Source organism: Bifidobacterium goeldii, assembly GCF_003951095.1.
GTDB classification, from domain to species: domain Bacteria; phylum Actinomycetota; class Actinomycetes; order Actinomycetales; family Bifidobacteriaceae; genus Bifidobacterium; species Bifidobacterium goeldii.
On the sequence record NZ_QXGL01000001.1, the window covers coordinates 154,925 to 177,867 of the forward strand.

23 protein-coding genes are annotated in these 22,943 nt (G+C 61.1%); 13 read left to right on the forward strand and 10 right to left on the reverse strand.

What is annotated here, in order from left to right; genetic code table 11:
• Entirely contained in the window at window positions 1-441 is a 441-nt protein-coding gene (locus D2E25_RS00720) for a GNAT family N-acetyltransferase (RefSeq protein ID WP_125979141.1), read from the forward strand.
• A 32-nt stretch (window positions 442-473) separates the two neighbouring features.
• Here the strand turns inward: D2E25_RS00720 and D2E25_RS00725 are convergent, their stop codons facing one another.
• Window positions 474-1,391 (reverse strand): AraC family transcriptional regulator, encoded by a 918-nt coding sequence (locus D2E25_RS00725; RefSeq protein WP_125979142.1) that lies wholly within the window; start codon window positions 1,389-1,391, stop codon window positions 474-476.
• 205 nt (window positions 1,392-1,596) lie between these two features.
• Here D2E25_RS00725 and D2E25_RS00730 point away from each other — a divergent pair, with 205 nt between their 5' ends.
• Together D2E25_RS00730 and D2E25_RS00735 are read left to right on the forward strand one after the other, a co-directional pair.
• On the forward strand, window positions 1,597-2,163 hold the full coding sequence (locus tag D2E25_RS00730) for a DUF1349 domain-containing protein (RefSeq protein ID WP_125979143.1): 567 nt from the start codon (window positions 1,597-1,599) through the stop codon (window positions 2,161-2,163).
• Window positions 2,164-2,272: 109 nt separating this feature from the next.
• Window positions 2,273-2,929 (forward strand): sugar O-acetyltransferase, encoded by a 657-nt coding sequence (locus tag D2E25_RS00735; protein ID WP_125979144.1) that lies wholly within the window; start codon window positions 2,273-2,275, stop codon window positions 2,927-2,929.
• A 97-nt stretch (window positions 2,930-3,026) separates the two neighbouring features.
• Here D2E25_RS00735 and D2E25_RS00740 read toward each other — a convergent pair whose 3' ends face one another.
• Window positions 3,027-3,395, reverse strand: a complete 369-nt coding sequence (locus tag D2E25_RS00740; protein ID WP_125979145.1) for a winged helix-turn-helix transcriptional regulator — start codon at window positions 3,393-3,395, stop codon at window positions 3,027-3,029.
• Between the two features lie 141 nt (window positions 3,396-3,536).
• Between D2E25_RS00740 and D2E25_RS00745 the strand changes: the two genes are divergently transcribed.
• From D2E25_RS00745 to D2E25_RS00755, 3 genes are all read left to right on the forward strand, one after another.
• The gene (locus D2E25_RS00745; RefSeq protein WP_164514644.1) at window positions 3,537-4,052 is read left to right on the forward strand and encodes a flavodoxin family protein; all 516 of its coding nucleotides are present in this window, start codon (window positions 3,537-3,539) and stop codon (window positions 4,050-4,052) included.
• Window positions 4,053-4,094: 42 nt separating this feature from the next.
• The gene (locus tag D2E25_RS00750; RefSeq protein ID WP_125979147.1) at window positions 4,095-4,814 is read left to right on the forward strand and encodes an SDR family NAD(P)-dependent oxidoreductase; all 720 of its coding nucleotides are present in this window, start codon (window positions 4,095-4,097) and stop codon (window positions 4,812-4,814) included.
• 110 nt (window positions 4,815-4,924) lie between these two features.
• Window positions 4,925-5,449, forward strand: a complete 525-nt coding sequence (locus D2E25_RS00755) for an NAD(P)H-dependent oxidoreductase (RefSeq protein WP_125979148.1) — start codon at window positions 4,925-4,927, stop codon at window positions 5,447-5,449.
• A gap of 70 nt (window positions 5,450-5,519) precedes the next feature.
• Here D2E25_RS00755 and D2E25_RS00760 read toward each other — a convergent pair whose 3' ends face one another.
• Window positions 5,520-6,422 carry a LysR family transcriptional regulator gene (locus D2E25_RS00760; RefSeq protein WP_125979149.1) on the reverse strand — a complete coding sequence of 301 codons (903 nt, stop codon included), beginning with the start codon at window positions 6,420-6,422 and terminating at the stop codon, window positions 5,520-5,522.
• 248 nt (window positions 6,423-6,670) lie between these two features.
• On the opposite strand from D2E25_RS00760, the gene D2E25_RS00765 reads away from it, so the two are divergent.
• Window positions 6,671-7,852 carry an MFS transporter gene (locus D2E25_RS00765; protein WP_164514645.1) on the forward strand — a complete coding sequence of 394 codons (1,182 nt, stop codon included), beginning with the start codon at window positions 6,671-6,673 and terminating at the stop codon, window positions 7,850-7,852.
• Here the strand turns inward: D2E25_RS00765 and D2E25_RS00770 are convergent.
• The 4 genes from D2E25_RS00770 to D2E25_RS00785 all read right to left on the reverse strand — a co-directional run bounded on the left by D2E25_RS00770 (window position 7,809) and on the right by D2E25_RS00785 (window position 11,570).
• Entirely contained in the window at window positions 7,809-8,621 is an 813-nt protein-coding gene (locus tag D2E25_RS00770) for a methyltransferase domain-containing protein (protein WP_125979151.1), read from the reverse strand. The genes D2E25_RS00765 and D2E25_RS00770 overlap by 44 nt on opposite strands.
• A 205-nt stretch (window positions 8,622-8,826) precedes the next feature.
• Complete coding sequence (locus D2E25_RS00775; RefSeq protein ID WP_125979152.1) at window positions 8,827-9,186, reverse strand: cupin domain-containing protein; 360 nt, start codon at window positions 9,184-9,186, stop codon at window positions 8,827-8,829.
• Window positions 9,187-9,330: 144 nt separating this feature from the next.
• The gene (locus D2E25_RS00780) at window positions 9,331-10,170 is read right to left on the reverse strand and encodes a class I SAM-dependent methyltransferase (protein ID WP_125979153.1); all 840 of its coding nucleotides are present in this window, start codon (window positions 10,168-10,170) and stop codon (window positions 9,331-9,333) included.
• 101 nt (window positions 10,171-10,271) lie between these two features.
• The gene (locus D2E25_RS00785; RefSeq protein ID WP_125979154.1) at window positions 10,272-11,570 is read right to left on the reverse strand and encodes an NADH:flavin oxidoreductase/NADH oxidase family protein; all 1,299 of its coding nucleotides are present in this window, start codon (window positions 11,568-11,570) and stop codon (window positions 10,272-10,274) included.
• Between the two features lie 99 nt (window positions 11,571-11,669).
• Here D2E25_RS00785 and D2E25_RS00790 point away from each other — a divergent pair, with 99 nt between their 5' ends.
• The 6 genes from D2E25_RS00790 (at window position 11,670) to D2E25_RS00815 (ending at window position 17,836) form a co-directional block, all read left to right on the forward strand.
• Window positions 11,670-12,248: a TetR/AcrR family transcriptional regulator gene (locus D2E25_RS00790; RefSeq protein ID WP_125979155.1), complete on the forward strand. Its 579-nt coding sequence runs from the start codon at window positions 11,670-11,672 to the stop codon at window positions 12,246-12,248.
• 480 nt (window positions 12,249-12,728) lie between these two features.
• A complete protein-coding gene (locus D2E25_RS00795; RefSeq protein WP_125979156.1) occupies window positions 12,729-13,517 on the forward strand; it encodes an SDR family NAD(P)-dependent oxidoreductase in 789 nt (262 codons plus the stop codon).
• A gap of 225 nt (window positions 13,518-13,742) precedes the next feature.
• On the forward strand, window positions 13,743-14,429 hold the full coding sequence (locus D2E25_RS00800; RefSeq protein ID WP_125979157.1) for an amino acid ABC transporter permease: 687 nt from the start codon (window positions 13,743-13,745) through the stop codon (window positions 14,427-14,429).
• Window positions 14,426-15,163 (forward strand): amino acid ABC transporter ATP-binding protein, encoded by a 738-nt coding sequence (locus D2E25_RS00805; RefSeq protein ID WP_125979158.1) that lies wholly within the window; start codon window positions 14,426-14,428, stop codon window positions 15,161-15,163. Before D2E25_RS00800 ends, D2E25_RS00805 begins: the two co-directional genes overlap by 4 nt.
• An 85-nt stretch (window positions 15,164-15,248) precedes the next feature.
• The gene (locus D2E25_RS00810; protein WP_125979159.1) at window positions 15,249-16,610 is read left to right on the forward strand and encodes a lanthionine synthetase LanC family protein; all 1,362 of its coding nucleotides are present in this window, start codon (window positions 15,249-15,251) and stop codon (window positions 16,608-16,610) included.
• Window positions 16,611-16,630: 20 nt separating this feature from the next.
• Window positions 16,631-17,836, forward strand: coding sequence for a M20 metallopeptidase family protein (locus D2E25_RS00815; protein ID WP_125979160.1), 1,206 nt, complete (start codon window positions 16,631-16,633; stop codon window positions 17,834-17,836).
• Between the two features lie 47 nt (window positions 17,837-17,883).
• Here D2E25_RS00815 and D2E25_RS00820 read toward each other — a convergent pair whose 3' ends face one another.
• The 3 genes from D2E25_RS00820 to lepA form a co-directional block, all read right to left on the reverse strand.
• Window positions 17,884-19,227, reverse strand: coding sequence for a metal-dependent hydrolase family protein (locus tag D2E25_RS00820; RefSeq protein WP_125979161.1), 1,344 nt, complete (start codon window positions 19,225-19,227; stop codon window positions 17,884-17,886).
• A 240-nt stretch (window positions 19,228-19,467) separates the two neighbouring features.
• Window positions 19,468-20,727: a radical SAM family heme chaperone HemW gene (gene hemW, locus D2E25_RS00825; protein WP_125979162.1), complete on the reverse strand. Its 1,260-nt coding sequence runs from the start codon at window positions 20,725-20,727 to the stop codon at window positions 19,468-19,470.
• Window positions 20,728-21,028: 301 nt separating this feature from the next.
• Window positions 21,029-22,909, reverse strand: a complete 1,881-nt coding sequence (gene lepA / locus D2E25_RS00830; protein ID WP_125979163.1) for a translation elongation factor 4 — start codon at window positions 22,907-22,909, stop codon at window positions 21,029-21,031.
• Window positions 22,910-22,943 lie beyond the last annotated feature (34 nt).

Genomic DNA, 22,943 nt, shown 5'->3' on the forward strand with positions numbered 1-22,943 from the left:
ATGCAGTTGACGGTGAAACGATTCGAGGAACTGAGCGCGGCGGAATTGTACGAGATCTACCGCGTGCGCGTGGCGGTGTTCGTGGTGGAGCAGCATTGCGCCTATCAGGAGGTCGACGACGCGGACCGGTGTTGCTGGCATGTGTTTCTGCACGACAAGGACGGCATCGCCGCCTATTGCCGCGTGATCGATCCGGGCGTCACATTCCCGGAGGCTTCGATTGGGCGTGTGCTGGCGACCCGCCGCCGGCAGGGGCTTGGAACGCGGATCGTACGCGAAGGACTTCGCGTGGCGCAGGAACGTTCGCACGCTAATACCGTGCATATCGAAGCGCAGACCTATGCGCGCGGGCTTTACGAACAGCTCGGATTCACGCAAGTCTCCGACGAGTTCCTTGAAGACGGCATCCCGCACATCGGCATGATCTGGCGGGCGCAATAGTACGTGCAAGTTTCGCAATCACGCTCTAATCTTCACTCCGGCAACACAGAACGCCGCGAAACCCGTCCGGCAACGGCACGATATTCCCTTGGCGTGCATCCATAGCGTTGCCGAAATCGTTTGGCGAAATAGCTGGCGTCGTTGAACCCGCAGACATGGGCGATGAGCGCGACGGAATCGTCGCCGGAGACGAGCATCGCCGCGGCCCGACGCAGACGGTAGGAGATCAGGTACTCCCCCGGGCTAACTCCGGCGAGACGTGTGAACAGCCGGAAGCATTCGGTGCGACCGATGCCGGCGCTGGCCGCGATGTCGGGCAAACCGATGCCGGCATCGAAATGCCGTTGAATGAACGTCATCATGGTGCGTATGCGCCGTTCGCGAAGCAGTTCCATCTCGTCTGGTCGCTCGTCCGGCACCTTGTCGATCGCCGACAACGTCAGCCGCCACAGTCTCGCCACATGTTCGACGTATTCCAGTGGCGCAGTTGTCTCGCGTTTACCGATCGACGTAACCGTCAGTATTTCCGCAAGCATGTCACGGTTTCGGCTCGCGTCGAGACGTAGTCCGGCGAGCGGCCGGTTCACGACCGGCAGTATGTGTTCGCTGTAGATCGTGCCGGACGGCTGCCCGGTGAAAAACAACGGAGAGAACGTGACGCAGCTCATGATCGCACCCGGCGTGGGATTGTCTGCCGAGTGCAGCGCTTCGGAATTGACGAAGATGCCGTCGCCCTGTTCGAGCCGTATCGCGTCGCCGCCGCCCAGATGATAGTTGCAGGCGCCACGCAGCATGATCGCGAACTCGAAGTCGCGATGCCAGTGCACGTTGATCTCGTGGCCAGCAAGCGTGTCGAAGTAGTCCATGCAGAAGTGAATCGGCAGAGTGGGATCATCGTACTGCACGTCCTCCAGATAGTCGGAGTTCACCCGAACCGCAATGTTCGCCATGCCACGTCACCTCCATACATCTTCGCGCAGTGAATCCATCATGGAATGATCCTTCTATATTTCGGAATCATCATCCCAATATTTTACCAAAGCAAGCGGAATTTGAGAGAGCTTACGGAATTATCATCATAATCAATCATCCCAGCCAAACGGGGATACGTAAACGGGCACCAATCCCGGATCGCCGATAGAAAGGAATCCCATCATGCTGTGTGCAAACTCAGACAGCGTCACATTCAACATCAGCTGTAACGTGCTGACCGTCGATGCTCTGCCGGGCAAGGACTTCTTCGTCAACCCTGTGGACGGCAGCGTGGTAGCCGACGCGGCCTTCGTCTACCGTCCGGTCACGGGCGACTTCGTCTGCCGCGCCAAGATCTCGCTCGAACATAAGGCGAAGTTCGACGGCGGCGCACTGTTCGCCTATCAGGATGACACTCATTGGGTGAAGGCCTGCTTCGAGCAGGGCGATTACGGGTTCAAGTCGGTGGTCACTGTGGCGACCGACGGCGTTTCGGACGACTGTTACGGCGTCACCGTTCACGGCAATTTCGTCTGGTTGCAGCTCGCCCGCACTGACGATGTGTTTTCGATTCACTACTCCTTCGACGGCATGCAGTGGTTCATGTCGCGTCTGTGCTCCATGCGGTTCGACCGACTGCTCAAGGTCGGGTTCGAGGCCCAGTCCCCCACCGGCGAAGGTGGCCCGCGCACCTTCACCGACTTTGAGATCCTCGACCATCGCCTGTCCGATCCGCGCGCCGGACAGTGACCGCGCAACTCCCGGGTCATGTTCGGCTTATCCGATTCGATCCGGATGCATCAAGTATGCCACCTATAATGTACGACCGTACACAACTTCGGCGAAGGAGCGAACAACCATGACCACGAACACCTACGACGTCACCGCGGACCTCACGCCCGAAGGCCGCGCTGAATGGGACCTGATGGTGGCCGGCGAGGTCTATCAGGACTCGCACCCGGAGATCGAGCGCAAGCGCGTGGAGGCCAAGAAGCTGTTCCGCGCCTACAACGCGCTCGACTACGATCAGGAGACCGAACGCCGGGTGATCATGGAACAGTTGTTCGCCGAGGTCGGCGACGACGTGTTCATCGAACCGAACTTCCGCTGCGAAATGGGCCGCAACATCTCGATCGGATCGCACGCATACATCAACTTCGACTGCGTGATGCTCGACAACGCGCCGATCACGATCGGCGACTACGTGTGGCTCGCGCCGATGGTCGGCCTGTTCGCCACGAACCACGCGCTTGACTTCGAGGAGCGCAAAGCAGGTGCGTGCCAGGCCAAGCCGATCGTGATCGAGGACGGCGTGTGGCTGGGCGGCCATGTGACCGTGCTCGGCGGCGTGACCATCGGCCGCGGCTCGGTCATCGGTGCGGGTTCGGTCGTCACGCACGACATCCCGGCCGGTGTGGTCGCCGTGGGCAATCCGGCCCGCGTGCTGCGCCCGATCACCGAAGCGGACAAGACCGGTTTCTGCGAGCGCATCGCAGCCCGCGACACGACCCGCTGACGATATCCCCTTTCGCGCCCCCGTCTATCGGTCTGCCCGCACGAACATCGAGGCCGTGCGGGCGCCATGCGGGCATACAGAGAGCCGCCCGCGGGCGTCATGCCGATCGGCCGGTGGAATCACGCGCGTCAAGCAGGAGTTGACCCCATTTTTCAAATTCTTTGAGTGCGGGGATGATCGCGTAACCGTTGCCAGTCAGTGAGTATTCGACGCGCGGTGGGACTTCGTTGTACTGAGTGCGATTGACCAGGCCGTATTCTTCGAGGTCACGCAACGTGTTGGTCAGCATCATATTGGTGATGCCGAGTTCGCGTTTGATCTCGTTGTAGCGCGCGGCGCCTCGTTCGCTCAGCACATACATGACTGGCAACTTCCATTTGCCTTCGATGGCTTTGAATGCGTAGCCCATCGCGCATGTGGGTGAGATGATGCCATCAGCCCCAGTGTTTTCAACATGCTTGCTCATGATCTCTCATCCTAACATCGCTGCCATATCACAAAAATCAGTTTTTTATTCTAAGAACGAAAAGTATATGTACTGATGCATACTGTCCTTATCAGAACGCGACGGACTACCGTCGCAACGTTGAAAGGAACAGGAGTCAATATGGCCAAGCACATTCTCGTCATCCAAGGCAGCCCGACCAAGGGCGGTAACGCCGACATGCTCGCCGATGCATTCATCGAAGGCGTCGAGGCCGCCGGCAACACCGCGACCAAGCTCACGCTCGCGGACATGAACATAGCGCCGTTCACCGGCTACGACCAGCCGGCCGACGACATGACGACCGTGATGGAGCAGATGAAGGCGGCGGACGGCATCGTGATCGCCACACCGACCTATTGGATGCAGTTCTCGGCGCAGATCAAGGCGATGATGGATCGCCTGCCGTTCGACGCGCACGACGACCTGGCCGGCAAGGAGTCGGCGCTGCTGGTCGCCGGCGCCAGCCCCGAGGAAGTACTCGCTAAGAACATGCTCGGCTACTACACGATGTGCTTCGGCGAAAGCCTCGGCTGGAAGATCAAAGGGTCCGTGCTCGCCGCCGGCGTGTTCGCCCCCGGACAGGTTGCTGCAACCCCGTATCTCGACAAGGCACGCGAGCTCGGCCGCGAATTCTAAGTCGAACACCGCGCAATACAACACGTTACGAAGGAGCGTCATATGCAGATCGCATTGATCACCGGTTCAGGCCGCAAGGGCGGCCTTGGCTATGAGACCGCCCGTCAGCTCGGCGAGGCCGGCTATCACGTCATCCTGGCCGCACGTCGGCCGGAGCTCGCGCATCTCACGCAGGAGCTCATCGACTCCGGAATCTCCGCAAGCTATGTGGTGATGGACACCACCGACGAGGCGAGCGTCGCTGCGGCGGCCGCAGAGGTTGAGCGTCGATATGGTCGGCTCGACGTGCTCATCAACAATGCGGCGTCCATGCGCGCCGGCGCGTCCGTCGAACAGCAGGACATCGCCGAAATGCGCGCCGTGCTCGACACGAACGTGATCGGAACATGGATCGTGACGCAGAAGTTCATTCCGCTGCTGCGCCAGTCGGAGCACGGTCGCATCGTCAACGTATCCAGCGGCGCCGGCTCATACGGCGACCCGCAGTACGGCTTCCTGCACGGCGCGATGGGCATCCCCGCATCCGGCTACGGCATCTCCAAGCTCGCGCTCAACGGCCTGACGATCAAAACCGCCAAGGAACTCGCCTCCGACCATATCCTCGTCAACGCGGTTTGCCCAGACGTTACCGACACGTTCGGCTCGGGCATGTTTGGACGCCCGGTCGAAGTGAGCGCGAAAAGCGTGACGTGGGCGGCCATGCTGCCCGACGACGGCCCGACCGGCGGCTTCTTCCGTGACGGCAAGCCTCTGCCGTGGTGAGGGCCTACCGAGCGTCAGTCCTCCGAATCGATCGTCCCATGCGGTACAGTAGTGGCAATACGCGCAAACCATATGATCGCCACCGCCACAACGCAGTCGAAGGAGACATCATGAAAACGCTGGTTCTCGTCTTTCATCCCGATCTGAGCTGCTCCCGCGCGAACGCCGCGCTCACGGCCGCCGCGCAACAGGACGCCGATGGCAACGTCACCGTGCGTGACGAATACGCGCTCTACCCGAACGGCAAGATCGACGTGGCCGCCGAACAGCAGCTCGTCGAGACGCACGACCGCATCGTGCTGCAGTTTCCGCTGTATTGGTACTCCGCGCCCGCGCTGCTCAAGGAGTGGGAGGACAAGGTGCTCGAATACGGCTGGGCGTACGGCACGGACGGCGAGGCGCTTACGGCCAAGCAGATCATGGTCGCCACGACCGCGGGCGGTCCACAATTCGAATACCAGCCGGTCGACGAGGGTGCGACGATCGACGAGGTGCTCTCGCCGTACCGCATGATGGCCCGGTACACGCACGCCGTATGGTTGAAGCCGTTCGTCGTGTTCGAGTCGATGGAACTGGACGATGCGGCGCTCGCCGACGCCGGACGGCGGTATCGCGAGGCGCTGCTGGCCGAATAGCACAGCCGGCAGCACTTTCGTCACATATGTTTTCACGCGCCCAGTGCCCTCATACGCATTGGGCGCGTTTCTATTGCAGCACGGCGCCGATCGCGTCCACGAACGCCTGGACGGCGGCGGACGGTTCCTTGGGATAGAACAGCCCGTAGGCGATGGTCAGATCCCAGTCCACCGGCATGGGGCGGATCATGGGATGGATGCCGGTGCCGAAGGTGCGGGCGAGGATCAGATCGCCGCTGGCCGCGCACGCGTTGAAATCGTCGAACGTATACGACCGCATGTCGATCAGCGTGACGCCCGGCACCGCGGACAGCACGGCCCGCGCCCGATCCATCGCATCGTTGACGCCGGGCGCGGGAATATGGATGCGCTGGCCTTCCAGATCGCTCAAGTGCAGCGTCGAGCCGGAGCGGACCGACAGCTGATTCGACAGGGGCACGCCCATGCGCAGCGGATACTCGCCCAGTTTGAGCACGTTGCAGTCATGCTCCCGACGCCCCGGAGAGAAGCCGTTGGCCGTCATGTCCACGTCCTCGCCGAGATGGTCGAGCGCAGTCATGAATCCGTCGGGGCCGTCCGCCAATGAGACCAGCTCCAGACTCACGTGACGTCCTTGGTTCGCGAGCCAGACCGATGCGCGCGGCCACAGTTCGAGCAGCGGGGTCGCCGGACGCAGCATGGATACGGCGAGCCGTACCGTCTCCCCCGCCGTTCGTTCCAGTTGCCGCGCATGCTGCAGCGACCGTTCGCTTTGCCGGATCAGGCCGCGCGCGTCCTCGATCAACGCGCGTCCGGACGTCGTGGGGGTCACGCCGTTGTTGGTCCGGTCGAACAACGTCAATCCGTATTCGTGTTCGAACCCTGCGATCTGTTTGATCACCGCGGTCGCCGACAGATGCAGCCGTTGCGCCGCCCGGCTGAAACTGCCGCATTCCTCCGCCGCGATGATGGCGTCCAATCGCCTGTCGTACATGCCGCCTCCGTCCCGCGCGCGCCTGTCGCATTATTCCCAACATCAGTTATAACCAAAAGAGCGTACTCAAGCACCATAAGACGTCACGATACAGACCGGACGCATAACCGGCGACCATACAATGCGATATCGGAAACATCCGTCGATCATCGCATCCGACGCGACGGACGATATCGTGAAGGGAAGTCGTTATGCCGGCAATGGCAAGGAGACAGCGCATAACCGAACGTGCGAACGAACGTGGATTCATGACCGTCGACATCGCGCTCATCATGGCCGCGGCATTCTTCTACATGGCCGGCACCATGATGGGCACCACGTTGATCGTCGGATACTCGCACTCTCTGGGTGCGAGCGCAACGTTGGCGGGCACGATAGCCGGCACGATGAACATCGTCTCGCTGCTGTGCCGGCCGTGGGCGGGGCGGCTCAGCGACCACGCCCCGCTGCGCCGGTTCGCGATGGTCGCGATCATGCTGCTGATCGTCGCCAACGCCGGCTACGCGGCCTCGCCCGATGCGACGTCGATCCTGGCGGCCCGCATCGTCAACGGCATCGGCTTCTCCGGCCTGTCCGTATGCCTTGCGGCCTGGCTGACCGCATTGATCCCGTTGGATCATATCGGCAAGGGCATGGGGTACTACGGCATGGTCAACGCTCTGGCCATGGCGCTCGGCCCCGCCGCCGGTATCCGTCTGCGTTCGCAGTTCGGATATCATGTGACGTTCGCTGTCGTCGCCGCCGCGATGATCATCGCTCTTGTGCTGGTGTCGTTCGCGCACGACGACATGGCGCGGCGCAACGCGGCAACGGCATCGACGGCGGGGGCTGCGATGCCACAGGCCGATACCGGTCTTCGGGGATTTGTCGAACGGACGATTTCGGTGCGCGTAATTCCGGTGGCGTTCGTGTTCATGTTGTTCGCTATCCCCTACTGCGCCACGCAGTCGTACATCGTCACCTATGTGGAGGCACGGCGGCTGCCGGTGGATGTCGGCCTGTTCTTCCCGCTGTACGCGGTCGCGTTGCTGGTGTTGCGCGTGGCCATGCGCAACCTGTTCGACCGACGTTCGTTCCGGTGGTTCCTATGGTTGTGCGCGGCGTGCATGATGGTTTCGCTCGGCGCACTCACGGTCATGCGCGGCAACGGGGTCATGCTGGTCGCCGCCGTGTTCATGGCGGCATCCTACGGCATCATGAGTTCGGTCAGCCAGTCCGCCGCCGTGCGTCTGGCCGGGTCCGGTCATGGCGGGCGCGGCAACGGCACGTACTACATCGGGCTGGATCTAGGCATGGCGTTGGGGCCGATCATCGGCGGCGTCCTGTATGAGCGGGTCGATCCGGCGTGGTTCTATCCGATGCTGATGATCGCCATGCCGGCGGCGGTCATCGTGTATCTTGTTGCGGGGCGTGCCCGCGAACAGCGGTGAAGAAGAATCTCGGGAACGGGAAGATGATGCAGCCGTCCGACTGCGTCGGATACGCGTCGCGGACACGGTCGAACACCGCACGTTCAAATGTCGCGCGCTCATCGTCGTTCGCGAACGCCTGCAGGTACGGGCGCAGCCCGGTGCCGCGATACCAGTCCATGATGGCCTTGTGCGAGGGCAGCGTGTGCATGTACGTGATCTTCCATATGCGGAAGGACGCGGCGTTCGCGTGCAGCAGCTCCCAGTATTCGGGTGGCGTGAGGTTGTAGAACTCGCGGCTCTGCGGCAGCCGGTCCGCGTATGCCGGCGAGTGTACGAGGTCCGCGATGATGCGGTGGATCGGCTCCTCGTAGTTCATCGGCGTCTGTACGGCCAGCGTACCGCCTTCGCGCAGGAGGCCGAGCATCGCGGGAATGAGATGTTCATGGTCGGGCACCCATTGGATGCATGCGTTGGAGAACACCACGTCGAAGTCGTGCGGCAGCGCGGCCAGTTCGTCCGGCTTCGACACGTCGCACAATGCGAAGTCGATGTCCGGATGGGCGGCGCGCGCCGTGTCGATCATGTCCGGCGAATTGTCGACGCCGAGGATCGTCGCGTGCGGGTAGCGTTCGCGCAGTACGGCGGTGCTGTTGCCCGGTCCGCAGCCGATGTCGAGCACGCGCGTGACCGTCCCGTCGTCCGGCGGCAGTTGCGCGGCGAGATCGCGCGACGGTTGTGTGTGTTCCTTGTTGAATCGCAGATACTGTTCGGAATCCCATATGACCATGCGGTTCACGCTAGTCCCGCGCACAGCCCGCGTCCATAATACTGTCCTCATGTCGATCATCGATCGTCGAACCACACCATGTCACGATCCGAAAAGTTATTGCGATACGTTGCGGAACGTTGCGGAACGTATCGATCCGATCGGATGATCACCGACGGCAATCGTTGTCCCGTCTGGCGCAACGACGATTCCGCCAGACGGACATTCAGTGTCGCATCATGATGAGCATCATCTTGGATGCTTCTGCGGCGTAGACCGCATGCGGCAGCCGGGTCGGGAAATGCAGGATGCCGCCCGGCACAAGGTCAACGGTCTTGCTGCCACCGGTCACCTTAAGGTGGCCTTCGAGGCACTGCACGAGCACCGGCATGGCGGCGGTGTGTTCGCTTAATTCCTGGCCCTTGTCGAAGGAGAAGAGCACCACATTGGCGCCCTCCACCTGCATCACGGTGCGCGAGACGGTCGCCTCGGGCTGTACTTCGACCAGTGGCTTGAGATCGTCGATGAATTCCATCACCTGGGGCTGCTGCGTCTCGTTCGCATTATTCGTCTGTTCGCTCATCATCGAACTCCTTCATATTCAACGTCTGCCTGTCGATGTCGACTCAGCAAAAAGCCGGCATCAGCATGATCATACGGTCAATCTTCATGCGGCGGTCGACCGGTCACCGCACGCATCCTTCTAGCGTATCCGCTGCCGCATCGAGCACTATCGTCGGCGCGCCACGAACGCGACGCCGGTCAACGCATCCCCGTACGTGTTGAACACGCGACGCATCTGCATGACGCGCGCCCTCAGATCACGGTGGGTCAGCACGTTGCGCATGATGCGCAGCACACCAGCCACGCCCTCGTCCGCCAGATTGCGGCGCATCTTCAGCAGCGCCATCGGCTCACTGCCGCTCCACAGCACGTCGAAGCCTGCGGATTCGAGCAGTTCGCGCCATTCGGCCTCGGTCAGCGGACGGGCGTTGACTTTAATGGCACGCGCAAGATCCTTGCGGATCGCGTCCTTGACGGATTCGTCGAGATCGTCCGGCGCGAGGCCCATTTCGTGGATCGCGTACAGGCCGCCCGGGGCGAGCAGTCGATGCGCTTCGCCGATGATCGCCCGCTTGCCGCGTTCGGACTGCATGGTGAGCATCGCCTCGCCGATCACCACATCCGCGGACGAATCCGGCAATCCGGTCTGCGCGGCGTCGGCCTGCACACAGGTGCCGCCCACCGAAGCCACCAACGGCCTGATGATGTCCACCACCCGTTCGTCCCGGTCGACGCCGACGTACGACGCCGGCCCGGCTTCCATGATCAGCCGCGTGGTGCGCCCCAGTCCCGGCGCGAATTCCACCGCACGCCGCCCGGCGATCGTCACCTGCGCAAGCATACGCTTGGTGAGCCGTTCGCCAACCGGCCTGAGCACGTGTTTGCCAAGCTGGGCCAGCACCCAATGCCCCTGCATGTGTTCCGCATCGCGGTCGGCTTGCGGCAGGCGTACGGACGGGATATCAGCCGCTCCCGCAGTGCGTTCGTCCTTCGTATGTTCGCTCATTCGTCCCAGCTTACGGGATCGATTCATCGCACAACAGACTAGTGTCCCGCGCCGGATTGTGGTATGAGGCAAGTTCGACCGCAGCTCAGAGTGTGTCGCCTTCACTGCCGGCCTTTGCGGCGGCGCGGGGCGAGCGCGGCCGGGCCGTGTTGTTTGATGGCGAACATAAGCGCGCGCAGACCGCCGATGCGCGGATCGGGGTGATGGCCGCGTGCGATGCGGTGCATCTGCAGCTCGAACCAGCTGATGACGAGAATGCCGCCGAACGTCTTGTCGAGCGGCTTGATGCCGGTCGTGATGCGAGGCAGGTCAACGGAGCCTTGCCAGCCGTCGCGGATGATGCGGTTCGGCAGGTCGGGCACGAGCGCGAGGGGACGCGCGATGCCGATCATCTGCGTGATGCCTTCGTTCAGTGCGCGGTTCATGTCGGCGGCGTTGCGGAAGCCGCCGGTCAGCGCGACCGGCACGGTCAATTCGCCTTTGACACGACGCGCGAAGGCAGTAAAGTACACGCCGCGCCGGCGGTCTTCAGCCGCGCCACTATTGGTTTGGATAACCGGTTTCGCGTAGGTGCCGCCGGAGATGTCGATGAGGTCTACGCCACGCGCTTCAAGCTGCCGCATAACCCAGATGGATTCTTCTTCGTTGAAGCCGCCCGGAGCGCCATCGCGCTCGTTGACCTTGACGGCGATCGGTACGTCGGACGAGTTGAGCTTCACCGCGATCGGAAAATCAGGACCGACCGCCTTGCGCACCGCATCGAACACGTCGAACAGGAAGCGGGCGCGATTGGCGAGGCTACCACCGTATTCATCGGTGCGCCGGTTGTCGAGCGGCGACAAAAACTGGTTGATGAGGTAGCCGTGCGCTGCATGAATCTCCACGCCGGTAAAGCCGGCCTTTTTGGCGATGCGCGCGGTGTTGGCGAACCGGCGGATGATGTCGCGGATCTGGCCTCGGGTCAGTTCGGTCGGCTCGGCGAAGAAGCGACCGTATTCGCCGTCGACTTTGCCGGCGCTCGGCGCGAGCGGGTGCTGGTTGATGGTGATGGGCGACTGCCTGCCGGGATGGTTGATCTGCATCCAGCAATGTGCGCCGTTCTCGGTGCCGGCCTCGGCCCAACGGCGCAGCATCGCGAGGTCGCGTTCGTCCTCGACGGCGACGTTGCCGGGCTCCCCCAGTTGCGTGTGGTCGACCATCACATTGCCGGTGACGAGCACGCCCGCGCCGCCTTGCGCCCACGTGCGGTACAGGCGTACGTGCGCTTCGGTCGGCGCGCAGTCGCGCCCGGCAAGCGCCTCGTTCATCGCGGATTTGTAAAACCGGTTCTTCACCGTCACACCGCAGGGCAGGGTCAGTGGTTCGGCGATCATCGCAGTCGATGTCGTGTCGTTCGTCATGATATCCAACTTTCCAAACGTCCATACTTTTACACTTGTCAAAATAACACAGACTTAGACAATTGTAAAATTCTGGACGATAGACTATGATGGGCGGTCATGAAGAAAGATCTCAACGCCAAGCTCACGCGTGGCACGCAACGCACGCTTGACGCGTTCTTCGACGCGATGACGGAACTGCTGCAGACCAAGTCGTTTGCTGACATCAGCGTCAACGAACTGTGCGAGCGCGCCGGCTATCCGCGCGCCACGTTCTACAACTACTTCGAGGATCGCAATGACCTGCTCACCTACTGTTGGATCGCACTGTCCAAGCAAACGAATTCCGCGGATCTCGCATCGGTCGAATCGTCACGCCGCGTGGACGTCGCGCTCGACGCGATGGCCGATCTGCTGGAGTCGAACGCCGATATGTTGCGTGCGGTGCTGGAGCACAATCCGCCAGAAGGCCCGCTGTTCGCCAGCTTGCACCGGTTCATCGAGCGCAATGCCCGTCAGCTTATGCTCAGCTGCGTCGATCGTGACCGATTCGACCTGCCAGCCGACCTAATTGCCGATCATTACGCGAACACGCTGATGCTCGTGCTCGACTGGACGTATCTGCGCGGTCATTCACTCACTCGTGCACAGCTGCACGAATACGCACACGCCCTGCTTCGCGGCGTAGAGATCGCGTAGAATTGCACATACCGCAGACCTACTGTTTCGACAACGTTTGCATGTTCTCACGTACCCCCGAATTCCTTTCACGTACGAACGAGGCGGGTCGGATAAGCCGTTATCGGCAACGGGTATAACCGGATGCGCACGGCAGCGTCGATAATGCCGTATGCTCGGCAGCATCAACCGTCATCTGCATTCAGGCTCATATCGAAGGGGAAGATCATGAACCTTGCGCACATCATCGAGACGACGAGGATTCCATTCGGCTTCTCGCCGCGAATGTTCTAGCCTGCGCTCCGACGCGGAGCCCAGGCGTTAATCACCAGCGGCCGCACGCCATGCGGCGCGCATCCATCCCGCGGATTTTCATTCCGTCATTTCACCGGATCGTCGGTTTTTGGCATACCCGGCATCTTCGCATATGTTTTTCCACTTGTACGCCCTCGTATCCACGTATTCGTATGGCGTACGCGTTTTTTTCGAATGGAATCTTTCATGACCAATCCAAACCATTCCGCCCTTTTTGATCTCACTGGCGAAGTCGCCGTCGTGACCGGCGCCGCATCCGGACTCGGAGCTGATGCGGCTCGTGCCTACGCTGACGCCGGCGCAGCCGTTGCCCTACTCGACGTCAACGAGGATGGACTTGATGCTGTACGCGCTGAACTGGAGGCCAAAGGTGCCTCCGTGACCGCGATCCGCACCGACGTATCATCCGAATCCGAGGTGCGCGACGCGATCGCCGCCGTGACCAACAAGCTCGGCGAGATCAGCATTGTGTTCAACGATGCGGGCATATTCGCTCGCGATAGTGCTGAAACATTCTCTGACGATGAATGGGATCACGTGTTCGCCGTGAACTTGAAAAGCATCTTGCACACCACCAAATACGTAATCGACGGGTTTAAACGTCGCGGATGGGGCAAAATCGTCAACGTGTCATCAGTGAACGCGTTCTATGTGGATAGTGACGAACGCTACGTGCGCGACTCATACTATTCGTCGAAAGCAGCCATCCTAGGACTAACCCGAGCCTTGGCTGCGCGCTATGCAAAATACGGCGTAACAGTCAACGCGATCTGCCCGGGCTTGTTCAAGACGGGCATCACAGCCAACAACTTCGAAGAGCCAGGATTCGGTGAAACCTACGCGAAAATCAACCCGTCCGGCCGTTACGGTCAACCCGGCGAACTGAACGGAACTGTACTTTACCTCTCATCTCATGCGTCCGACTACGTACAGGGGCAGTACGTCATTGTTGACGGCGGACTGTCCCTGCTGTAGGCGCACGCCATCGTTCTCTTGCCATCATGGTGGACACATCAGCAAAATCTATGGCCAGTCATCGAACCGCTACGTTGCGCCATCAATGAGCTGGTCATAGACAACGCCTATGAGGAGGAGTCCAGCTCGAAGTAGTAACAGGCACTGCAAGTAGCACACCGTTTACATTCCAGTTCCCGCTAAGGCCTCTTGGCGGGAACTCTCAACAGAAGGCGTGCATCGTCCATGGAAGTATGGCCCATCGTTCAAGAATCCCTCCCGTTCCTGTTGCAGGGACTTTGGCAGGTGACACTGCCGCTGACCGTCGCCGCATTCGTTTTCGGCCTGATCATCGGCACGATCGTCGCATTGATCCGCCTGTCCCGCTCGCACGGGATCGGCATCAGGATCCTGCAGAAGCTGTGCGAGGCATATGTGTGGATCATCCGCGGAACCCCCGAACTGGTGTTCCTGTTCGTGATCTTCTACGGCCTGCCCAACATCGGGGTCAAACTGGATCAGTGGACCACCGCGATCATCGCGTTCTCGCTGAACGCCGGAGCGTTCATCTCCGAAGGCATCCGCAGTGCGATCACCTCCATTCCACGCGGACAGCTGGAGGCTGCGGACGTGATCGGACTGAACCGACGCGACCAGTTCCGCTACGTTCTCTTCCCCCAGTCCATCAGGGTCGCCTTGCCCATGCTGGTGAACGATCTGATCGGCATTCTCAAAGGCACGTCGCTGGTGTCGACCATCGCCATGACCGACATGTTCTTCGCGGCCCAGACCATCGCCGGCCGCAACTTCCAGCCCATGATCCTGTATGTGACCGCGGCTGTGATCTACATCATCATCTGCTCGCTGCTCACCGTCATCCAATCATGGCTGGAAAAGGCAAGCTCGACCTACGTGGAGGTTCAGGCGGCATGACGCTCACCCTTTCTCACATCAAGAAGACGTTCAACGGATTCACCGCCCTGGACGACGTGACCCTGACCGCGCCGCAGAACCAGACCACCGTGATCCTCGGACCCTCCGGTTCCGGCAAATCCACGCTGCTGCGTTGCGCGAACCTGCTCGAAAAGCCCGATTCTGGCACGCTCACCATCGACGAGGAGTCCATCGGCTTCCCCGCCAGGCTGAGCGCCGGTCAGATCCGCAAAATCCGCGCGCTCTCGTCCATGGTGTTCCAGAGCTTCAATCTGTTCCCGAACCTGAGCGTCATCGACAACATCACGCTCGGCCCCGTGCGCGTCAACGGGCAAAGCAAACAGGAGGCGCAGGACGCGGCGAAATCACTGCTCGACAAGGTGGGTCTGGCCGACAAGGCCGACGCCTACCCGCTGCAGCTTTCCGGCGGCCAGCAGCAACGCGTCGCCATCGCCCGAGCGCTCGCGATGAATCCGCGCTACCTGCTGTTCGATGAGCCGACCTCGGCCCTCGACCCGGAACTCGAGCACGAGGTCACCAAGGTCATGGCCGCACTGTCGGCCGAGGACGCCTCGCTCGTCGTCGTCACGCACAACCTGCGTTTCGCACGCAAGACCGCGGATAAGATCGTGTTTCTCGAGCACGGCAACATCCGTTTCGACGGACCGGCCGACGCCTTCTTCGACTCCGACGATCCGCGCATTCGTCAGTTCCTGTCCATCTACGACGACTGATCGCCATCATTCGACTGATCATCAGTCATTTCGCATCCGTTTTATCGGAGCATTCATTCCGTATCTTTTTCCGAAAGGCCTTATCATGTCCGCAGACGCCATCATCAATCCCGAGCATCCGTTCGACTATCTGGACGGTTTCCTTCCTCTCGCCCGTTCGGGCGCCGCATGGCTTGAGTCAGTTGCCCGCGAGGACAAGGACGGCATCTACTGGGAATACGAGCCGGAAACCCATGAGCCCGGCGGTCATTCGCTGTTCTCCGGCGACGGCGGTGTGGCGCTCACCTTCCTGCAGCTGTGGCAGCACACGAAGGAGCAGCACTATCTCGACGTCGCGCTCTCCCAAGCCCGTTCGCTGGCCAACCGCTGGAGCCACGGCACGCTCACCCCGGAACTGCCCCACACCGGTCTGGCCGGACTGGAGAAGATCTCCGGCGGCGAATGGAGCTACTACATCGGCGCCGGCGGTCCCGCCTACGTGCTGCTCGAGGTCGGCCGCAACGCCCAAGACCAGACGCTGATCGACGCCGGTTTCGATATCCTCGACGCGATCGTCCGCCACGGCCGCCACACGGATGGTATCTACTGGTCGAACCAGTCCGGCATCCTCTTCGACGGCGGCATCGGAGTCCTGCTCGCATGGGCCGACACCGTCTTCGGCACAGCGAAGTACACGGATGTCATCGACGAGGCCGCGCGCCACATCCTCGATCAGGCCGTCAAGCATGACAGCGGCTTGTCGTGGCGCGGACTGGCGCTTGACCCCACGCATCCGGATGCCGAATGGCCCGGTTTCGAGTTCGGCACCGCCGGCGTCGGCTACCTGCTCACTCGCGCATACCAGATCACCGGCAAGCAGACGTATCTCGACGCCGCGCTTGAAGGCGAACGCTATCTTCAGGCGATCAGCGTGCCCGTCGGCGACGGTGCGCTCGTACCGTATACGACGCTGCGCAACGATGTGTTCTATCTCGGCAACTGCCATGGGCCGGCCGGCACGTCGCGACTGGCACAGATCCTGTTCGACGTGACCGGCGATCAGGTCCACGCCGACTGGCGCGACAGCCTCTACCGTGGCCTCAAGGCGACCGGCGCCCCGCATACGCATTCGGCGGGCTATTGGAACACGGATACGCTGTGCTGCGGCAGTGCGGCCATCACCCATTTCGGCGTCAACCTGTGGACCGCCACGAAGGATGACAAGTATCTCGCATTCGCACTCGACTCGGCCCGTCATCTGGCCGGCAACGCGTTCCTTGAAGGCGAGCACGCCGTCTGGAAGGAGGCGTTCGTGCGCGTCGACCCCACCTACGTGTCCGCCCGAACCTCGTATCTTGCGGGCAACGCCGGCATCGTCGCGATCCTGCTCGAGGCCGAACGCGCCAAGAACCATCTGGCGCCCACGCTCCGCCTGCCCGAGGATCCGTATCCGCCGGTGTGGCACTGAGTCGCGGGAACAGCACTCGCATGAGCGAATCATTCGACTCTCTGGTGGCGCAGGTCATTGATCTGCGCCATCGTCTTCATCGCCATCCCGAACTGTCCAACAGGGAATCCGGAACGCGTGATCTGCTCGAATCGCTGCTCGGCGCCATCGACGGTGTGGAATTGCAACGCTTGGGCAAAACCAGTCTGCTGGCGAGCGTGACCGGCACCGGCATCAAGAACGCCGCCACCAAGAATGCTGCCAAGAACACTGCCGAGAACACAGGGACGGGCCGCACGCTCCTGTGCCGTGCGGAATTGGATGCGCTGCCGATTCAAGAGGAGACCGGCCTGCCGTGGACTTCCGAGAATCCCGGAGTCATGCACGCATGCGGCCATGACGCGCATATGGCCGCCTTGTACGCCGCGATACTGTGGTATGCCGCACACCGCGACTTCACCGGCGAGATCCGCTTTCTGTTCCAGGAGGCCGAGGAAACCGAGGGCGGCGCCGTCGATCTGATCGACTCGCCACTGTTCGACGGCGTCGACGAGGCGTACGCGTTCCATTCCATCAACGCTCCTGCCGGCCGGCTGCTGATCCCACCGAAGCGTGCCACGAACGGTGTAGCGGTGTTCCGTATCACCGTGCACGGCAAGTCGACCCACGGGTCGATGCCGCATCTGGGCATCGACCCGATCCGGATTCTCGCGGACATCATCGGCCAGCTGGCCGCATTGCCGTCGAACGCGATCGACCCGTCCCATGCGGCGAGCCTCACATTCGGCACGCTCAAGGCCGGTGACGCCGCCAATCAGATTCCCGACGCCGCGCAGGCCACCGGCACCATCCGCGCCCAATCGCATGACGATCTGCAACGGCTATGCGAACCGGCGAAGACGCTCACGGTCACGATCGCGCAGGCGCATGGCGCCCACGCTGATTTCGAATACGGCGCCGTCGACCCGGTCGTCAACGACGAGTCGATCACACGGCGTCTTCTTGCCGAACTTTCCGCCACACTTGGGCCCGATGCGGTGCAAGAGAGCGGCCCGGCGAATTTCTCCGACGACTTCGGTTTCTTCTCCGACCGTTTCCCCGGAGCCTATCTGCTGCTCGGCGCGGGCGACAAGGCGCAAGGCATGCCGTATCCGAATCATTCGGCCAGATATTTCGTACTGGACGAGGCCATCGAGCCGGCTGTCCGCGCGTGGATCGCGCTTATTGGCGCACGATTGGCCGCTTGACGGACACGCGAATAGACACCATCGTGTCTATTCGCGTGTTTATTCGATCATGCGCAAACCCCATCAAGCAGTTCGTCGATCTTGGGGAAACGCTCCACCGTAGGCCGGAATACCGGTCGCCCCGCAGCCACCACCAACGCCGGCTGTTCCAATGCACGCAGATCCTTCAGCGGATCGCCGTCCAACACCAGCAGGTCAGCGGATTTGCCGACCGACAGCGAACCGGTGACATCGTCCACGCCGAGTATCCGCGCATTGACCTGCGTGGCCGCGTGAATCGCCTGCGCGGGCGTGAATCCGGCGAATCGCACCAGCAACACGAGTTCACGCCATGTGGCGTATTGCGGCACGAACGTCATGCCCGTATCCGTGCCGAGCCCCACCGTAAGCCCCGCCTCATGCGCCTGCCGCGCACCGTTCACCATGCCCGAGACCACGGTCTTCGAGTTTTCGAGCTGGATGTCCGTGATGCCGGTCGTCTTCTGATCGATCATCGTCAGCGGCAATCCTGCAGACAGCGTAGGGACCAATGCGGAGTATCCGCGCAGCGAATTGGGATTATGCCTGAACAATCCAATCAGTTCGTCATCCAGTTCGCTGCCGTGCTCGATCGTGTCCACGCCGGCCTTGAGCGCTCGCCGCACACCCTCGGCGCTTTGCGCGTGCGCGCCGACGATGATGCCATGCTCGTGCGCCTCATCGCAGATAGCACGCATCTGCTCGACGCTCATTTGCGGGCTGCCGGCCTCGCCGACTTTCTGCGCGTCAGTTACTCCCCCGGTCGCCGCGATCTTGATGGCGTTCACGCCGTGCGCGATGTTCCTTGCAACGCATTCGCGAGCTCCTTCGGGCGTTGAGGAGGTCAGAGCGATCAGCGGTGCGCCGTGCCCCTCAGGTATGGCCAGCAGCGGACCGGATGCGAGAATTCGCGGACCGGGCACCTCACCGGCGGCGATACGATCGCGCAAGGCCACCACCTCATAGCCCACGTCACCAAGCGTGCGGATCGTAGTCACACCGGAATCAAGCAAAGTCTGCGCGTTATGCCGCACCGTGGCGGCCATGTACGGTACGCCAATCGGCGAATGCACCAGTTTGGACACGATGCGCTGGCCGCGCGGGGTGGCCAGTTTCGGGTTGAGCGGCTTGCCTTGCGAGAACAGATGCGTGTGCGCGTTGATCAGTCCCGGCATCACGGTTTTACCGGTGCCGTCAAGCCGATGGTATTCGTCCGGCACGCTGGCCTCGACGCTGGGCGCCACCTGTTCGATCCGCCCGGAGGCGTCGACCAGTATGGTCATGTTGTTAAGCACGGTTCCTGATTCGTCGCCGGTGACGATACGGACATGGGTCAACGCAAACGGTTCGATAATGGATTGGTAGTGGCTCATAACGGACGCTCCTTCATTGGCCGGCCGGATGGGCGTCGATCGTCGCACTGCCGCCGTTCAACGCCTTCTATGTGATAAGCCTACCCTTGTTTCGGCTCACCCGGGTCAGGCGGCGTCATCGGTCGCGCACCCACCGATGTATCGTCCCATGAGATCAACGGCAAGACGTTCGTCATCGCCATCAAAGCCATGCCCTGCGCCGGCAACAACCTTGAGCTCGGCGGACGCGTACCGGATTCGTTAGATGCCGGCGAGGTCGAAGAACCGTTCGATGACGGCATCGTTGAGTAGACGGCCCTTACGCGTGGGTACGACGCGACTCGTCGCGGAGTCGACGACGATGAGGCCATCGTCAATCATCGGTTGGAGCTCGGCTGGGTCGATCTGGTGGAAGGGCGCAGTTCCACTGTTGGATTCGGATGCAGCGACAGCCTGGTTAATGCGGTTCAGGTCAAGTCCCTCATGCAGGCGCAGGCCGAGCATGATGAGTTCCTCGAGATTCTCCCCCGGCGTGATGGTTTCACTGCCATCCCAGGGAACGCGGCCCTCGTTGATAGCCGTGCCCCACAGGCGCGGATGCGCGATGTCCCAGCTGCGCAGGCCGTGCGTGTCATGCGAATCCGTCTCGGCGACATTGTGCGCATTATCAGTGCCGGTCGCACGGTTGTAATGCGAATGCGCGCCCGGACCGAGCCCAGCCCAGTCAACGTTGCGCCAGTAGCCGAGATTATGCTGACTCTCATAGCCCGGGCGCGCCCAGTTAGACACCTCGTACCATTCGAGTCCAGCGGCCGTAAACAGGTCGTCAGCGATCTCGTATTTCGCAGCCTCATCATCATCGTCAGGCTTGGGCAGAATGCCAGCGGCGATCTGACGGCCCATTTTTGTGGTCGGTTCAACAGTGAGTGCATATGCGGAAATATGATTCACCCCGAGATCGATTGCAGTGTGCACTGAAGTACGCCAATCGTCAAGACTTTCCCCCGGCGCACCATAGATCAAGTCAACGCTGGAACGAAGGCCAACCTTGTTCGCGGCCTCAACGCCGGCAGCCACGTTCGCGGGCGTATGCGTGCGATCGAGCGTACGCAGCACATGCGGGACAGCAGATTGCATGCCGAAGGAGATACGCGTGAAGCCGCCTTCGGCGAGACGGTTGATGTAGTACTCGTTAACAGTGTCCGGATTGGCTTCAGTGGTGATCTCTGCTCCCGGCGCGATGCCCCATGTCTCGCGGATCGCATCCAGCATGGCCACGAGATCATCCGCCGAGAGAATCGTGGGCGTGCCGCCGCCGAAGAACACGGTGGATGCTGCAGGCTCCTCGATGCCGTGATCGAGTTGCCACTGCTTGGTCAGTTCCATTTCGCGAATGACCATATTGGCGTAATTACCCCGCGAGGCCCCCGCACCAAGATCGACGGCGGTGTATGTGTTGAAATCACAGTACCCACAGCGGCGGAGGCAGAATGGAACGTGGATGTAGATTTCGTAGGTCATCCTGCAGAATTCTCCTCGGTTATCCAAATAGATCTCCGCAGAACGGAGAGTCAACCTACTTGGAACAATCAAACATGACACGTTGAAGAGCAGTTAGAGGCTTCTGCACGTCAACCTTCGACGCTCCCCCAGTCAGCTCCGCTGACAGCCCCCTCAGCCGAGGGGGCCAAGAAAAGGAACATCGCCTCCGGCCCTGCAATTACAGACCTCGCTACGCTCGGACTCAATGCTGCCTTTGCTCGACTATCGTCTCGCTCAGGCTGATCCTACGGACAGCCCACTGGGCTGTCCGCTTAACGGCTCAGCCTTCTGTCTTCTGGGCGGCGCGAATCTTGTCCTTGGTGTCGCGGTCGTTGCCAGCGTCGCCGGTGGACAGGGCGGCGATGAACGCCTCTTGCGGCACCTCGACATGGCCAAGCATCTTCATGCGCTTCTTACCGGCCTTCTGCTTTTCGAGCAGCTTACGCTTACGAGAAATATCACCGCCGTAGCACTTGGCCAGCACGTCCTTGCGCAGTGCGCGAATGTTCTCGCGCGCGATAATGCGCGAACCGATCGCCGCCTGGATCGGAATCTCGAACTGCTGGCGCGGGATCAGCTCGCGCAGCTTCTTCGTCATCATCACGCCGTAAGAGTACGCCTTGTCGCGATGCACAATTGCACTGAACGCGTCGACCTTGTCGCCCTGGATGAGAATATCAACCTTGACCAGATCAGCAGCCTGCTCGCCATCCTCGTGATAGTCAAGCGACGCATAACCCTTAGTACGCGACTTCAACTGATCAAAGAAGTCGAACACGATCTCCGCCAACGGAATACGGTAGTGCATCTCCACACGATCGGCGGAAATGTATTCCATCGTGCCCATAATGCCACGATGGTCCTGGCACAGGTCCATAACAGCGCCGATGAACTCCTTCGGTGTGATGATATCGGCCGCGACCATCGGCTCGACAATCTTCTTGATCTTGCCGTCCGGGAATTCGCTCGGGTTGGTCACGTGGTGTTCACTGCCGTCTTCAGCGGTCACGTCATACGGCACGTTCGGCGCGGTGGAGATCAGATCGAGACCAAACTCGCGGTCGAGACGTTCGCAGACGATCTCCATGTGCAGTAGTCCCAAGAAGCCGCAGCGGAAGCCGAAGCCTAGTGCTACAGACGTTTCCGGCTCGTAGATGAGCGCAGCGTCGTTGAGCTTAAGCTTGTCAAGTGCGTCACGTAGTTCGGGGAACTGCGCATTGTCGATCGGGAACAAACCAGCGTAAACCATCGGCTGCGGGTCACGATAGCCAGGCAATGGTTCAGCAGCTGGGCGCACAGCGGAGGTCAACGTGTCACCGACCTTTGACTGGCTCACGTCCTTCGCACCGGTGATGATGTAGCCAACTTCACCCGCGCCAAGCGCCTTGGTAGGCATCATGTCAGGGCTGATCACGCCGATTTCAATCGGGTCATGTGTCATGCCAATGCCCATCATGTGCACCTTTTCGCGGGCGTGCAGCTCGCCATCCTCCATACGAATATAGGTGACGATGCCACGGTACGAGTCGTACACAGAGTCGAAGATGAGCGCGCGGGCCGGAGCCTGCGGGTCGCCGTGAGGAGCTGGCACTTCCATAACAATACGGTCGAGCAGTTCGCTCACACCTTCGCCAGTCTTGCCGGATACGCGCAGCACGTCACTCGGCTCACAACCGATCAGACCAGCGATTTCCTCAGCATGCTTATCTGGTTCAGCACTTGGCAAGTCAATCTTGTTGAGCACTGGAATAATCGTCAGATCATGGTCAATAGCCATATACAGGTTCGACAAAGTCTGTGCTTCAATGCCCTGCGTAGCGTCAACAAGCAAAACCGCGCCCTCGCATGCAGCCAACGCGCGCGACACCTCATAGGTAAAGTCAACGTGGCCAGGGGTGTCGATCATGCCGAGCGTGTATTCAGTGCCATCGAACGTCCACGGCACGCGCACAGCCTGCGATTTGATGGTGATACCACGCTCTTGCTCGATATCCATACGGTCGAGGAAACGATCGCGCATCTCACGCTCCGGCACAATGCCAGACAGCTGGAGGATACGGTCGGCTACAGTCGACTTGCCGTGGTCAATATGCGCAATAATGCAGAAGTTGCGGATCAGTGACTGATCGGTAAACCCTGGCTTGTTCTTCGGTTCAATCACCTGTTCCGTCTCCCTCTCTTCGGTCTGTTACCTG